Source organism: Brachybacterium sp. AOP24-D1-21 (genome assembly GCF_052378665.1).
Taxonomy (GTDB): domain Bacteria; phylum Actinomycetota; class Actinomycetes; order Actinomycetales; family Dermabacteraceae; genus Brachybacterium.
Map to the genome: position 1 here is coordinate 357004 of NZ_JBQSXX010000001.1, position 13042 is coordinate 370045.

A 13042-nucleotide genomic window follows, 5' to 3' on the forward strand; every position below is an offset into this window, starting at 1 on the left:
CGCCGGTCCATGGTCGCACCTCGCAGCAGCGGCTCGGCGCATCTGGCCACGGGACGCGGGTCACGGCCCAGAGCGGCTGCGGTGTCGCATAATGACGGGGATGTCTGCCCCGCTCCATGCCCCCGACGCCCCCGCGGCGACCCTGTTCGTGCGCACCCAGCGGATCGAGGACCCGGTCGACCTGCTCGAGCACGTCCCCGCCGAGGTCAGCGGTGCCTGGATCCGTCACGGCCAGGGAGTGGTGGCCCTGGGCACGGCCTGGTCCGTGCAGACCACCGGCCGGCACCGCTTCACCGCCGCGAGCGCCGCATTCCGCGAGATGGCCGACCGCGCCCGGGTCGATGACGAGGTGCGGGTGCGCACCAGCGGGCTGATCTCGCTGGGCAGCTTCTCCTATGCCGACGCCTCGCAGCGCCCCTCGACGCTGATGGTGCCGCGCGCTCTGCTCGGCGTGCACGACGGCGAGGCCTTCCTCACCGTCGTCGGCGTCGACGAGGAGCCTTCGTCGCCCACCTCCTGGCGCGACCTCTTCCCCTCTCCCCCGGTGCCCGCGGCGGGGCCCGACCAGCTCGAGCTCGAGGCCGACCACACCCCGGAGGAGTACCAGGCGCTGGTGCAGGAGGCGATTCTCGAGATCCACGCGGGCCGCGCCGCGAAGGTGGTGCTCTCCGAGCGGACCACCGTGCGCAGCCGCGTCCCTCTCGAGCCTGCGGTGCTGCTCACCCGGCTGGCCCGCGCCTATCCGAGCACCTGGGTGTATCACCTCGAGGATGTGGTGGGCGCGAGCCCCGAGATGCTCGCCCAGACGGAGGACGGCCGGGTCTTCTCGCGAGTGCTGGCCGGCTCCCGGCCGGTGGCCGACGACGGCGAGCTCGACGAGGTGGACCGCCGCGCCTTCCGCGCCGATGCCAAGGAGCGCTCCGAGCACGCCTTCGCCGTCGATTCCGTGGTGGACCGGCTGGCCGGCCTGGCGGAGGAGATCGAGGTCTCCCCTGAGCCCTTCGTGCTGCGCCTGCCGGGACTGGAGCACCTCGCCTCGGACGTCTCAGCGCGGCTGCGGAACGGCACCACGAGCCTCGATGTGGCCTCGCGCCTGCACCCCTCGGCGGCGGTGTCCGGCACGCCCCGGGAGGAGGCCGACGAGATCATCGCGCGGCTCGAGCCCCGGGACCGCGGCGGCTACGCCTCTCCGGTGGGCTGGATGGACGCCCGCGGGGACGGGCAGTGGGCGATCGCGCTGCGGATGGCGCACCTGGTCGATGACCGGACGGTGGTGATGCAGGCCGGTGGGGGCCTGGTCGCCGCCTCGGATCCCGTCTCCGAGCATGCCGAGGCGCTCGCGAAGTGCCGGCCGATGCTGCGCGCCCTGCGCGGAGAATCCTCCGCGTGAGGCTCAGGAGGGACGCACCCCGAGCGTGACGTCGATCGTCTGCACGACACCGTCCCGCACCACCTCGAAACGATGCGTCGATCCGATCTCTAGCCCGCGCACCACGCCCGTGAGCGCCGCGGCACCGCCGACCGGGACGTCGTCGACCTCGATGATGAGATCGCCTTCCCGCAGATCGACCTCGGCAGCGGGACTCTGCTGCTCGACGCTGACCACCTCAGCCCCGCGATGGGTCGCCCCACCCTCCGAGGAGGATCCATCCGTGCTGGTCACCCCGAGGAAGGCGTGCTCGGCGGTGCCATCTTCCTGGAGCTGGCGGGCGATCATTGTCGCGGTGTTCGACGGGATCGCGAAGCCCAGTCCGATGCTGCCGGCCTGACCGGAGGCGTTGGGGATCCCGGCGATCGCGGTGTTGATCCCGATCACCTGGCCGGCGGCATCCACCAGCGGGCCGCCGGAGTTGCCAGGGTTGATCGCGGCATCGGTCTGGATCGCGGACGAATAGGTGGTGTCGGACCCGTCGGACTCCTCCCCAGAGGCGGTGACCGGACGGTCCAGGGCGGAGACGATGCCGGTGGTGACCGTGTTCCGCAGTCCCAGCGGGGTGCCCAGCGCCATCACCGGCTGCCCGACCTCGACCGTCGTCGAGTCGGCGAAGGCGGCGGGCTGGAGGTCCCCAGGCGCGGAGTCCATCCGGATCACGGCCAGGTCCGTGGTGGAGTCGGTGCCGACGATCGAGGCCGGGTAGCTGAGCCCGTCGCTCGTGGTCACCTCCACGCCCTGGGCGCCGTCGACGACATGGTTGTTGGTCAGGATCGTGCCCTGCTCGTCGAGGATCACGCCGGTGCCCTGGCTGGTGCCGCTGCCGGTGGAGACGTGGATCGCCACCACACTGGGCCCGACCAGCTCGGCGATCCTCGCCCAATCGGCGTCCTCGCCGCTGGACAGCGCGGCTGGGCGAGCCTCGGTGCTCGAGGCGGGGGCCTCCTGCACGATGGGGGCGGGATCGGAGCGACTGAGCTGGTCGTAGGCGACCACTCCCCCAAGAGTCACCCCGCTGGAGAGCAGCATCCCGAGCGCGACCAGTCCGGCCACCCCGCCCCAGCCCGGCCCACGGCGCGACGGCGCAGAGGCAGGCGCGGGCGCAGGTCCGGGTGCAGGTGCAGCTGCACCGCTCATGACGGGGTCGGGGGTGCCGTAGGGGCCGGCGGCGTCGACGGGGTCGGCGGGGTGAGCGGCGGGGGCAGGGGTCGAGACGGCGGGGATCGCGGTGGTAGGGGTCGCTGCAGCGGACAAGGCTGCAGGGTCCGACTCCGCGGCAGGAGCCGAGGAGGAGGTGCCCTGATCGGTCCGAGGGTCGGGAGCCAGAGGGTCGGGAGCCGGTGGCTCCGACTGCCAGGGCTGCCGGGAGGCGGAGACGTGATGATCCTCGTGCGAAGCGTGCTCGTCCTTCATGGGGTCCATATCAGCATCTCTGCTCAAGAGTTCCTCGGGATGCCGCTGGACGTCTCCTGGACGACCAGCACGCGCAGGCCGTGGGCCGGCTCAGCCAGAGCGGTCGGGAGCGTCTGAGGAGTGACCTGCTGTGTCTTCGCCCCGAGAGCAGCGGCCGCGGCGGTGATATCGACCCCGTGCGGGGTCGTGAAGAAGCGTCGCAGCAGTGCGGGTGGGGCCGCGGCATGCTCGAGTCCAGAGAAGATCCGGCCGCCGCCGTCATCGACCACGATCAGATCCAGCTCCGGGGTCTCCTCCTCCGGCCCGATGATCAGCCCGGTGAGGTCGTGCAGGGCCGTGAGGTCGCCGACCAGCGCCCGCACGCGTCCGGGAGCGCCCTGGGTCTCCCGAGCCTGCTGGGGGTCTTGGCCGAGCTGGGGGTCCTGGGCGGGCTGGGGGTCCTGGGCGGGCGAGGCCCGCTGAGCCAGGGCGATGCCTCCGGCCATCGCGGCGGTGCCGTCGATACCGGCCAGGCCGCGATTCGCGATGACCCGGGCCGCGCTCGGGCCGGCGTGCTGTTCGAGGTCGCGGATCAGGCTCGAGGAGCCGAGCACCAGCATGTCTTCTGGTCCGGAGGACTCCCAGACGGCGAGCGCGGCGTGCTGCTGCCAGGTCATCGGCAGCGCCGCTGCAGCAGCGGTGGCCGCCTCTGCCCACGCCGCCAGTCGCTCGGTACGCCGTGTCTCGTCCACGGGGAGCCTCTCCTGCCCCACCGCGGCAGGGACCACGAGTCGCGCCCGACGTGCGACGTCGGGCCAGTCCAGGTGCGGATCCACCACGATCACCTCGACGTCCTCGGCCCCGAGCAGGGCGCCGACGACGGGCCGGGAGAGCGTGGGATGGCCGAAGACGATCGCCCGCTGCGGTCGCAGCGGATGCTCCGGATCGGCCATCACCTCGCGCAGCAGCGCGGGATAGCGGGGCACCAGGCTCGCCCCGTGGAGCGCACCGGAGCTCGGTTCGGCCAGGAGTGGCAGCTGGTGGCGGGCAGCGAACTCGGCGGCGGAGGGGCCTGCGCCGTCCCCCGCGACGACCACCGTGCGGTCATCGACCGGCACCGCCTGCGGGGCGGGTCCCGCAGGGTGGGCGCGATGGGTGAGGACGATCCGCTCACGGGAGGGTTCGGAAGCGCTCCGGGTCGTGTCGTGGTCCTCTGAGTCACCGGGCTGCGGGCGCGGCACCAGCGGGTCCCGGAAGGAGAGGTTCAGGTGCACCGGGCCCGGATGTTCCGCCGTCGCCGCGGCCAGCGCCCTCGCAGCGGTGGAGACGACGGTGCGCAGCTCGATGGGGCTCGCCTGTACGGCGGCAGGTGCCGGCAGGTCCACCGCCAGGCGCACCAGGGAGCGGAACATCCCGGCTTGCCGGGTGGTCTGATTGGCACCCACCTCCCGCAGCTCGGCGGGACGATCCGCAGTGAGCACCAGCAGCGGGATCCGGGAGTGGTGGGCCTCCATCACCGCGGCATGCAGGTGCGCGGTGGCGGTGCCCGAGGTCGTGACCACCGCTGCCGGATGCGCCGGGTCCTGACGGCTCAGCCCGAGCGCCGTGAAGGCCGCCGCCCGTTCGTCGATCCGCACGTGAGCGCGGATCCTTTCCGCGTTCCCCTCCACGGCCAGGGCGTAGACCAGCGGGGCCGATCGGGAGCCGGGGGCGATCACAGCCTCGCGCACGCCGAGCGCTGCCAGCGCGCTCCAGAGCGCCACGGACTGGTCGACCGCCCCGGAGCCTGTGGGCACGGGGGCGTCGATCCACGCGGGCGGGGTGGTCAGGGAGGTTCGCTCAAGCACCCCGTCAGCGTAATGCGCGCGGGGTCAGAACCGCGGCGAGCGCCGAGTCAGAGCTGCGCGGCGCAGGCCTCGAGGCGCTGCTCCCAGCGGGCGGCGAGCGCTGCGTCCGCGGCATGGCGCTCCAGCAGCTCAGGAGCCGGCGCGGGACGGTCCACGGGCAGGACACCCTGCGAAGCACGAAGCGGCTCGTCGACGAGGTCGCCGGTGAGCAGCGTGGCGGTGGCGAGGCCGCAGGCATAGGGCAGCTCGGGCAGCGCGGCGGCGAGGGCGAGGCCGGCGCTGAGTCCCACGCTGCTCTCGAGCGCGGAGGAGACCACCACCGGCAGCCCGGCCTGTTCGGCCAGCTCCAGGCAGCGCTGCACTCCCCCGAGGGGCTGGACCTTCATCACCAGCAGGTCAGCGGCCTCGGCGCGGGCGACGAGCAGCGGGTCCTCGGCGCGGCGCACGGATTCGTCCGCGGCGATGGGGATGCCGAGGGCTCGGCGCAGGACGGCGAGGTCCGCAAGCTCCGCGCAGGGCTGCTCGGCGTACTCGAGACCGCCGGCGGCGCGCTCCAGCACGGGAAGCGCGGTGAGGGCCTCCTCGAGGGTCCAGGCGGCGTTGGCGTCGATCCGCAGCCGGGCGGCCGGACCCATCGCGTCACGCACCGCCTCGAGCCGCTCGGCGTCCTCGGCGAGGGTCGATCCCGGATCGGCGACCTTGATCTTCGCGGTGCGGGCCCCGCCGACGGTCGCGATGCGATGGGCGAGCACCGCCGGCACCACGGGAATGGTCGCGTTGACCTCGATCTGGTCGCGCAGCGCGGCAGGGCGTTCAGTAGTGGCGTCGGCGAGGGCAGCGCGCAGCCAGGCAGCGGACTCCTTCGCGTCGTAGTCCCAGAACGGGGAGAACTCCGACCATCCGGCCGGGCCGTGCAGCAGCAGGCCGTCACGCTCGGTGATGCCGCGGAAGCGAGTGGTCATGGGGATCGACCACGCGTGGACGCGATCGATGCCGTGCTCGCGCAGGGCGGAGGGGATTCTCATGCCCTCGAGGGTAATGAGGTGGCGGCGTCGAGACCAAGCCGAGAGGATGGCACCGTGACCGGCTCTTCGCGGTTCGTGGTGAATGACCCTGCTGTGGCGGGTATTCACGCTACGGTTCTCGCGGCGCTGGTGAGCAGGATACGCGTCCGGTAGTTCTCCGCGTTGCGGAATCCGCGGCCGGTGCGTTTGATGTTCTTGATGCCGGTGTTGCCCGCTTCGACCTTCGCGGTGGTTGCGCCGGTGACGATGAGGACCTCGATGGCGTCCCACCAGGTCACGACGGTGTCGTAGAGCTTCGTGGCCTCGGGCATGTTCGCGATCTGGACGAAGTAGCCCATCCGCATCCGCTCCTGCCAGGCCTGGGCGAGAGTGTCGGTGGCCAGCAGGCGTCGGAGCTGCTCCTTGATGCCCCAGGAGGCCGAGAGCTCGTCGGTGGGGTCGTCGGTGCGGAACACCCTCTCCAACCGCTCCCACGCCCTCGGGGTCAGGGTGTCGCCGCCGCGCAGCAGCAGCATCCGGTGGGCCCAGGCCGGGTCGTCCTTGCGGCCCCGACGACCGCGATGGGTGCGGGCCAGGCGCTGCCTGACGGTGGTGACCATGTCGTTCCCGAGCTTGACCAGGTGGAACTTGTCGACCGAGACCGCGGCGCGAGGCAGCCAGGTCCGCAGCGCCTTGCGGAACGCGGCCGAGGGATCGATCGCGACGATCTCGATCCGCTCCCGCCACTGCTCAGAGCGCTGCGCGAGCCAATCCCCGACGGCCCTGGAGTCCCGGCCGTCGACGATGCCGAGGACCTGCCCGGTGGCCAGGTCGACCAGCGTCGTCATCCACGGCTCGAACCGTCTCCAAGCGCCCTCGTCGGTGCGGAACCAGCGCACTGACCGGTAGCGGTGCTCATCGACCCCCAGACGCCTGACCCGCACGTCGTCGACGTCAGGCAGGACCACTGCGGCGGCGCTGAGGGCGGCCTGGACCAGCCACCACGAGACGCCGTGGGCCCGGGCCACCTCGGAGGCTGCACGGCCGGAACGGATCACGGCAGAGACGACCTGGTCCCGCAGTCGGGTCGTCGAGCGTGCGTATCGCGGGATCTGCTCGGTGGCCTCGGCGAACGTGCCCCGGGCACAGGCCGGCTCCAGACAGAACCAGCGCCGCTTGGCCCACACCACCACCGCTGCGCCAGCGACGGGAACGTCCCGGACCTGCTGTGACCGGCGGGAATGGACCTTCGTCGCCAGCACGCCGCAGGACGGACAGCCCGGCGGGACGGTCGAGGCGATCACCACCCGCCGGCCCCCGTCGGGCAGGTCGACGGCATCGATGACGCGGTAATTGGGCAAGTTGAAGATCGTGCTCGCAGCATCACGCTGCGAACCAGTACTCTCGTGCACAGGCTCGTGGTCCTCTGAGATTCGGATGTCTTGACAACACCCATCACAGCAGGACCACGAGCCGTTCTACGTCAACGACGCGACGCTCCCCATCACCACGAACCGGGAAGAGCCCCGTGACCGCACCCTTCCTCCCGGACTCCCCCACGCCATCCGCTCTGCCTCTTCCCCCGGACCCAGCCCACGGATGCCGGCTGCGTCCCGTGCGCACGGACGACGCTCCTGCCCTTCTGGAGGCCTACCGCTCCTCGGCGGACATGGCGCGGCAGGGCACCGTGACCACGCTCGATCAGGCTCGGGAGCAGACGGCGTGGCTGCTGTCCCCTGAGCGCCGGGCGACTGCGATCGTCGACGGGAACGACGCCCTCGTCGGCCTGGTCGCGATCAGCATCGACGAAGAGAACCGGAGCGGCTGGTTCTTCTATTGGCTCCATGCCACGCATCGCGGGAGGGGATCGGCTGCCCGCGCGGCGGCAGCGGTCGCCGATCGCGCGCTGGCGCCGTCGGCCGCAGGAGGGTGGGGGCTCGAGCGCCTCGAGCTCGGCCACCGCGCGAACAATCCGGCCTCCGGCGCCGTGGCCCGCGCGGCAGGTTTCGTGCACGAGGGCACCGAGCGGGGGAAGTTCCTCATCGCCGGCGAGCGCCTGGACGTGCTGACCTACGGTCGGCTCGTCGGCGATCCAGCGCCTCCTCACGAGGCACTTCCCTGGCTCGAATGACGGGCATCTGCCCGCCTCGTCACCATTGAAGCAGTGTTTCGCCGGTCATGTTCTCGTAGATCGCGATGAAGAGGCTCACGGGCTGCGCGCCGGGGAACCAGGCGAAAGCCGGCATCGTGAGCCATCCCAGCGTCGTCGAAGCGATCTCATACTCGAAGCTGCCTTCTTCGGCGCCGAGGGCCTCGATGATGTTGCCACCGAGATTCTGTCCGAACCTCGTCGTCGGCATTTCATTGAGCGCGTCACCGACATATTCCAGCGGTGATCGGTCCATATCGAAACCCATCGCGATCAAGTCACTGATGGCCACTGCCGGAGCGAGCGGACTGAAGTCGAGCGCGATCTCCAGTAGGTCGCCGTAGAAGGCTCCAGAGTCCCCCTCCTCCAGGTGGCGATAGGCATCTGGGAGCTCCACCAGGGCACCAACCCAGGGGAGGATCTTCCCGAGTCGAATCAAATTCTTCAGCTGCGGATCGTGGCGGTACTCGTACTCGACTGTGTCAAAGAGCAGGCCCAGCAGTGTGAGCTGGTCATCCACCCACAGGTCGAGCCAGGCTCCCAAGGACTCCTGCCAGGTCGGTGGGAAGTTCTTTTGTGCCTTCTCCCGCAAGCGCACATATTCCTCGGCCGACAGGCCGCGAGACTTGGACCATCCGTGATGCTTGGCCCACTGCTCTATCGCGCGAGACGCCAGATCCTGCTCGGCTGCATGCTCCTTCATTTCTTCCACCCGGTACCGCAGCAGTTCGACGCGGGTGCCTACGAGTTGCGACTCGGAAGCGAAATCTGCGCGGAAGACGTCGGCATCGGGACCGTACCACTCGACATTGTCGACTGTCGTCTGTAGCTCACGGAATAGCTCTTCGAGCCGCATTGAGCCATTCGCAACGCGATCACTCTGCAGCCGCAGTTCTGTGGTGTCAGCGCCGTAAAAGGTCATGCCGCGAACCTAACGGGGCCATCTCGGGGTGTCCATGGGGACAACTCCCCTCGCGGCACGACCTGGCGACCCTCGGACTACCCTGGCATCCATGACCACCCCGCCTGCACCGCTGCCCCGTCGGGTCTCCGACACCTTCGATCCGCACCTCTGGCGGGAGGTGCCGGCGAGCGAGCACGGCGGGCCCGCATTGACGGACCTCACCTATCACCGGGCGGTCCAGCGGATCGAGTCCGCCGACGGGGAACGCACCGAGCGGGACCTGCCCACCGTGCGGATCGCCTTCGACCGCCCCGAGGTGCGCAACGCCTTCCGCCCGCACACGGTCGACGAGCTGTACCGGGCGCTGGATCACGCGCGCCTGGACACCGGCGTGGGCGTCATCCTGCTCACCGGCAACGGCCCCTCCCCCAAGGACGGCGGCCACTCCTTCTGCTCGGGCGGCGATCAGCGGATCCGGGGCCGCGCCGGCTACGAGTACGCGGCAGAGGAGGAGTACGGCGACACCGCGCAGGTGCGCACCGGCTCTTCCGGCCGGCTCCACATCCTCGAGGTGCAGCGCCTGATGCGCACCATGGGCAAGGTCGTCATCTCGCTGGTGAACGGCTGGGCCGCCGGCGGTGGGCATTCTCTGCACGTGGTCTCCGACCTCTCGATCGCCTCCCGCGAGCACGCCCGGTTCAAGCAGACCGATGCGAACGTCGGCTCTTTCGACGGCGGCTACGGCTCCGCCTATCTCGCCAAGCAGGTGGGTCAGAAGCGAGCTCGGGAGATCTTCTTCCTCGCCGAGGAGTACTCCGCCCAGGACGCCTACGACTGGGGCGCGGTCAACCGCGTGGTCGATCACGCGGAGATCGAGAATGTGGCGCTGGAGATGGCGGCGACCATCGCCACCAAGTCCCCGCAGGCGATCCGGATGCTGAAGTTCGCCTTCAATCTCGCCGATGACGGGCTGATGGGCCAGCAGGTGTTCGCCGGGGAGGCGACCCGCCTGGCCTATATGACCGACGAGGCCGCTGAGGGCCGCGACGCCTTCCTCGAGAAGCGAGACCCCGACTGGTCCCACTTCCCCCACCCGCAGGGCTGAGGGAACCGGCGCTGTGATCTCCGCTCCCGCCGTGCACTCCTCACCTGCCGCGCTGCCCTGGCTGGTCCCCCCGGCCTATGATGCCTCTGCCGCCTCGCTGACCGCCCACGTCGGCGCGATCGGCGAGGTGATGGCCGGGCGGGCCCGGCTCTGGCTGGGCCCCTTCGCCCCGCCCACGCAGCTGCCCGCCGGCTTCGAGGACACCGCCCTGGTGGTGCCCACCTCCGGCTCCACCGGCACCGCCAAGGCCGTGGCTCTCACCCGGGAGGCACTGCTGGCCTCGCAGGATGCCACCGCGGAGCTCTTCGCGGCCGACGGCACCGCCCCGCGCACCCGCGGTCATGGCTTCTGGCTGCCGCTGCTGCCGCCCACCCACATCGCCGGGGTGCAGGTGATCGCCCGCGCGCACCGCACGGCGCAGGTCCTCGGCCTGGAGGCCCCGGCACTGCCCGCACCGCTGCCAGATCTGCGCGGTCACTTCGATGCCGCCGCCTTCGCCGAGCTCGCCGGGCCCGTCCTGGAGCAGGCCGAGCAGGCGGGGCTGCCGGCCATCACCTCCCTGGTGCCCACCCAGCTGACCCGGATCGTCACCGGGGTCACGGGCGCCGACGCCCGCGCCCGCGGTCTGCTCAAGCGCTTCGCCGCTGTGCTGGTGGGCGGCGCTGCGACCAGCCCGGACGTCCTCGCCCGGGCTCGAGCGCAGAAGATCGCCGTGCGCACCACCTACGGCTCCTCGGAGACCGCGGGCGGCTGCGTCTACGACCGGGCTCCCCTGCCCGGTGTGGAGCTGCGGCTCGAGCAGCCGGACGCCGCCGGGGCGGGTCGACTCCTGATCTTCTCCCCCACCCTGGCGCTCGGGTATCTCACGGCCGACGGCGGCACCGACCACGGCCCCTTCAGCGCCGGGTCCCCGCGCGGCTTCCGCACCTCGGACCTCGCCGAGCTGGGCCCTGACGGCGGGCTGGCGGTGCTGGGCCGCGCCGATGATGTCATCAACACCGGCGGCCGGAAAGTGCTCCCCCAGGACGTGGAGCGCGCCATCGACCGCTCGTTGATGCTGCGCGGGATGGTGCGCGCGAGCGTCGTGGTGGGGGTCGCGGATCCCGAGTGGGGGCAGCGGGTCGAGGCGCTGGTGGCCCTGGAGCCCGGGATGGACCCGGCGGAGGCGAGCTCCCTGGTGCGCTCGGCACTGCGCACCAGCGAGGTGCCCGCGCACATGATCCCCAAGCGGGTGCACGTGGTCGATGAGCTGCCGCTGCTCGGGATCGGCAAGATCGACCGTGCCGCCGCCCGCCGCCTCGCCGCCGGCTGAGCTGGCGGCCGAGTTGCCGGCCGAGCTGGCGGCTGAGCTGCCGCGCTCGCTGGACCGCCACCTGCTGTGCCGTCGGCCACGGGAGCGGTTCGGTGCTGTGACCGCGGCGTATCCTCGAACGGGCCGTCGCGCGGCGGCCCTCGATCTTCATGAGGAGCACGATGGCCAGCCTGTCGCAGTGGGTGCAGGGCGCCCGACCCCGGACCCTCCCGGCGGCGCTCGCCCCGGTTGCCGCGGGCACCGGTGCCGCGGTGTGGCAGCTGGAGAGCCTGCACGGGGAGGTCGACTGGTCCCTGGTGATCCCGAGGGCACTGCTCGCCCTGGCTGTGTCGTTCTCCCTGCAGGTGGGCGTGAACTTCGCCAATGACTATTCCGACGGGATCCGCGGCACCGACGATGACCGGGTGGGCCCCTTCCGCCTGACCGGCTCCGGCGCCGCGCAGCCCGCGACCGTCAAGCGGGCCGCGATCCTCTCCCTGGCCCTCGGCGGAGTGTTCGGGCTGGCGCTCATCGCCGTGGCCCAGATCTGGTGGGCGCTGGTGATCGGTGCCGCCGCGATCATCGCTGCCTGGTCCTACACCGGCGGGAAGAAGCCCTACGGGTACCTGGGCCTGGGCGAGCTGTTCGTGTTCATCTTCTTCGGCCTGGTGGCCGTCAACGGCACCGCCTACGCGATCACCCAGCAGCCCACCTGGGTGGCGCTGCTGGCCTCGGTCGCGATCGGTCTGCTGGCCGTCTCGCTGATGCTCACCAACAATCTGCGCGACATCCCCACCGACGAGCTCTCCGGCAAGCGCACCCTCGCGGTACGACTGGGCGAGCGCGGCACCCGATGGCTGTACACCGCCACGCTGCTGGTGCCCTTCGTGCTGATGGCGCCGGTGATCGCGGAGCACCTGCCAGCGGCGCTGGTGCTGCTGGCGCTGCCGCTCGCGATCTCTCCGGTGCGCACGGTGCTCCGCGGCGCCGCCGGGCGTGACCTGATCCCGGTGCTGGGGGCGACCGGCCGGCTCGAGCTGGTCTATTCGCTGCTGCTGCTCAGCGGTCTTCTCCTCTGACGTCTCCTGTGCTTTCTCCTCCGACGTCTCCGCTGGCGTCGTCCGGATCCTCGAGGTCCGGCAGCTGCTGCGCGGGACCGGCCGGCTCCTCGGGGTCCGTCCCCGCGGCGTCCAGCAGGGAGTCCTCGTACTCGGCGTCCTCGTCGACCTGCACCCCGCGGCGCTCCACCCGCCGTTCATGGGCGCCCTTCCACCGCATCGCCGCGCCGTCGCGCAGCCGCTCCAGGAAGAGGATCGAGAGCAGCATGGCGATCAGCGCCGCCAGCACCCCGGCCAGCATCACCCCGACGTCGAGCAGGGTCAGCAGCCACCAGATCAGGGCCCACAGGCCCAGGCGGATCACGGCATAGAGCAGGAACTGACGCATGGGTCCAGGGTAGTTCTCCTGCCGGATGCTCTGCGCCGGTGCTCACGACCACCGCCCCCACCTCGCGATCAGGTGCATTGCCTACACTTCGGCCATGGCCCGCGGAATCCTGGCAGTTCTCTCCATCGCCCTCACCGTCTTCGCGCTCGCTGATTGCGTGCAGACGGAGGACGACAAGGTCCGCGGGGTCCCGAAGTGGGCCTGGATCGTGCTGATCGTGCTGCTGCCGTGGGTGGGGCCGATCACCTGGCTCTTCGTCGGCAAGGATCGCTCCCTCAGTGCCGGCGACGCCCAGCCCCTGCGCAAGGGGCCGGTCGCCCCGGACGAGGATCCGGACTTCCTGCGCAAGCTCGACGAGGACATCCGCCGCGAGCGCCGTGAGCGTGGTCGCGAGCAGGGCGAGGACGGTGAGGCCGGGCCCACCGACGCCGGGCCCACCACGGACGACGGGGACCGCGGCGCCTGACGCGCG

12 protein-coding genes are annotated in these 13042 nt (G+C 71.3%); 6 read left to right on the forward strand and 6 right to left on the reverse strand.

What is annotated here, in order from left to right; all coding sequences use genetic code 11:
- Window positions 1-100 precede the first annotated feature (100 nt).
- Window positions 101-1390, forward strand: a complete 1290-nt coding sequence (locus ACT3UF_RS01710) for an isochorismate synthase (protein WP_442332577.1) — start codon at window positions 101-103, stop codon at window positions 1388-1390.
- A 3-nt stretch (window positions 1391-1393) separates the two neighbouring features.
- Here the strand turns inward: ACT3UF_RS01710 and ACT3UF_RS01715 are convergent, their stop codons facing one another.
- The 4 genes from ACT3UF_RS01715 to ACT3UF_RS01730 form a co-directional block, all read right to left on the reverse strand.
- On the reverse strand, window positions 1394-2686 hold the full coding sequence (locus ACT3UF_RS01715; protein ID WP_444502125.1) for a S1C family serine protease: 1293 nt from the start codon (window positions 2684-2686) through the stop codon (window positions 1394-1396).
- 182 nt (window positions 2687-2868) lie between these two features.
- Window positions 2869-4671 carry a 2-succinyl-5-enolpyruvyl-6-hydroxy-3-cyclohexene-1-carboxylic-acid synthase gene (gene menD, locus ACT3UF_RS01720; RefSeq protein ID WP_444502126.1) on the reverse strand — a complete coding sequence of 601 codons (1803 nt, stop codon included), beginning with the start codon at window positions 4669-4671 and terminating at the stop codon, window positions 2869-2871.
- A gap of 47 nt (window positions 4672-4718) precedes the next feature.
- Window positions 4719-5696, reverse strand: a complete 978-nt coding sequence (locus tag ACT3UF_RS01725) for an o-succinylbenzoate synthase (protein WP_444607974.1) — start codon at window positions 5694-5696, stop codon at window positions 4719-4721.
- A 104-nt stretch (window positions 5697-5800) separates the two neighbouring features.
- Window positions 5801-7087: an ISL3 family transposase gene (locus ACT3UF_RS01730; RefSeq protein WP_073884858.1), complete on the reverse strand. Its 1287-nt coding sequence runs from the start codon at window positions 7085-7087 to the stop codon at window positions 5801-5803.
- Window positions 7088-7290: 203 nt separating this feature from the next.
- Between ACT3UF_RS01730 and ACT3UF_RS01735 the strand changes: the two genes are divergently transcribed.
- Window positions 7291-7806, forward strand: coding sequence for a GNAT family N-acetyltransferase (locus tag ACT3UF_RS01735; RefSeq protein ID WP_444607975.1), 516 nt, complete (start codon window positions 7291-7293; stop codon window positions 7804-7806).
- Between the two features lie 19 nt (window positions 7807-7825).
- Here the strand turns inward: ACT3UF_RS01735 and ACT3UF_RS01740 are convergent, their stop codons facing one another.
- Window positions 7826-8746, reverse strand: a complete 921-nt coding sequence (locus tag ACT3UF_RS01740) for a hypothetical protein (protein WP_444592096.1) — start codon at window positions 8744-8746, stop codon at window positions 7826-7828.
- Between the two features lie 91 nt (window positions 8747-8837).
- Between ACT3UF_RS01740 and ACT3UF_RS01745 the strand changes: the two genes are divergently transcribed.
- From ACT3UF_RS01745 to ACT3UF_RS01755, 3 genes are all read left to right on the forward strand, one after another.
- Entirely contained in the window at window positions 8838-9833 is a 996-nt protein-coding gene (locus ACT3UF_RS01745) for a 1,4-dihydroxy-2-naphthoyl-CoA synthase (protein WP_444502200.1), read from the forward strand.
- Window positions 9834-9864: 31 nt separating this feature from the next.
- Window positions 9865-11145, forward strand: coding sequence for an AMP-binding enzyme (locus tag ACT3UF_RS01750; protein WP_442332298.1), 1281 nt, complete (start codon window positions 9865-9867; stop codon window positions 11143-11145).
- Between the two features lie 161 nt (window positions 11146-11306).
- On the forward strand, window positions 11307-12203 hold the full coding sequence (locus ACT3UF_RS01755) for a 1,4-dihydroxy-2-naphthoate polyprenyltransferase (protein WP_442332297.1): 897 nt from the start codon (window positions 11307-11309) through the stop codon (window positions 12201-12203).
- Here the strand turns inward: ACT3UF_RS01755 and ACT3UF_RS01760 are convergent.
- Window positions 12184-12570 carry a DUF4229 domain-containing protein gene (locus tag ACT3UF_RS01760; protein ID WP_442332296.1) on the reverse strand — a complete coding sequence of 129 codons (387 nt, stop codon included), beginning with the start codon at window positions 12568-12570 and terminating at the stop codon, window positions 12184-12186. The genes ACT3UF_RS01755 and ACT3UF_RS01760 overlap by 20 nt on opposite strands.
- Before the next feature lie 94 nt (window positions 12571-12664).
- Here ACT3UF_RS01760 and ACT3UF_RS01765 point away from each other — a divergent pair, with 94 nt between their 5' ends.
- Window positions 12665-13036, forward strand: a complete 372-nt coding sequence (locus ACT3UF_RS01765) for a PLD nuclease N-terminal domain-containing protein (RefSeq protein ID WP_442332295.1) — start codon at window positions 12665-12667, stop codon at window positions 13034-13036.
- The last annotated feature ends 6 nt before the right edge of the window (window positions 13037-13042 follow it).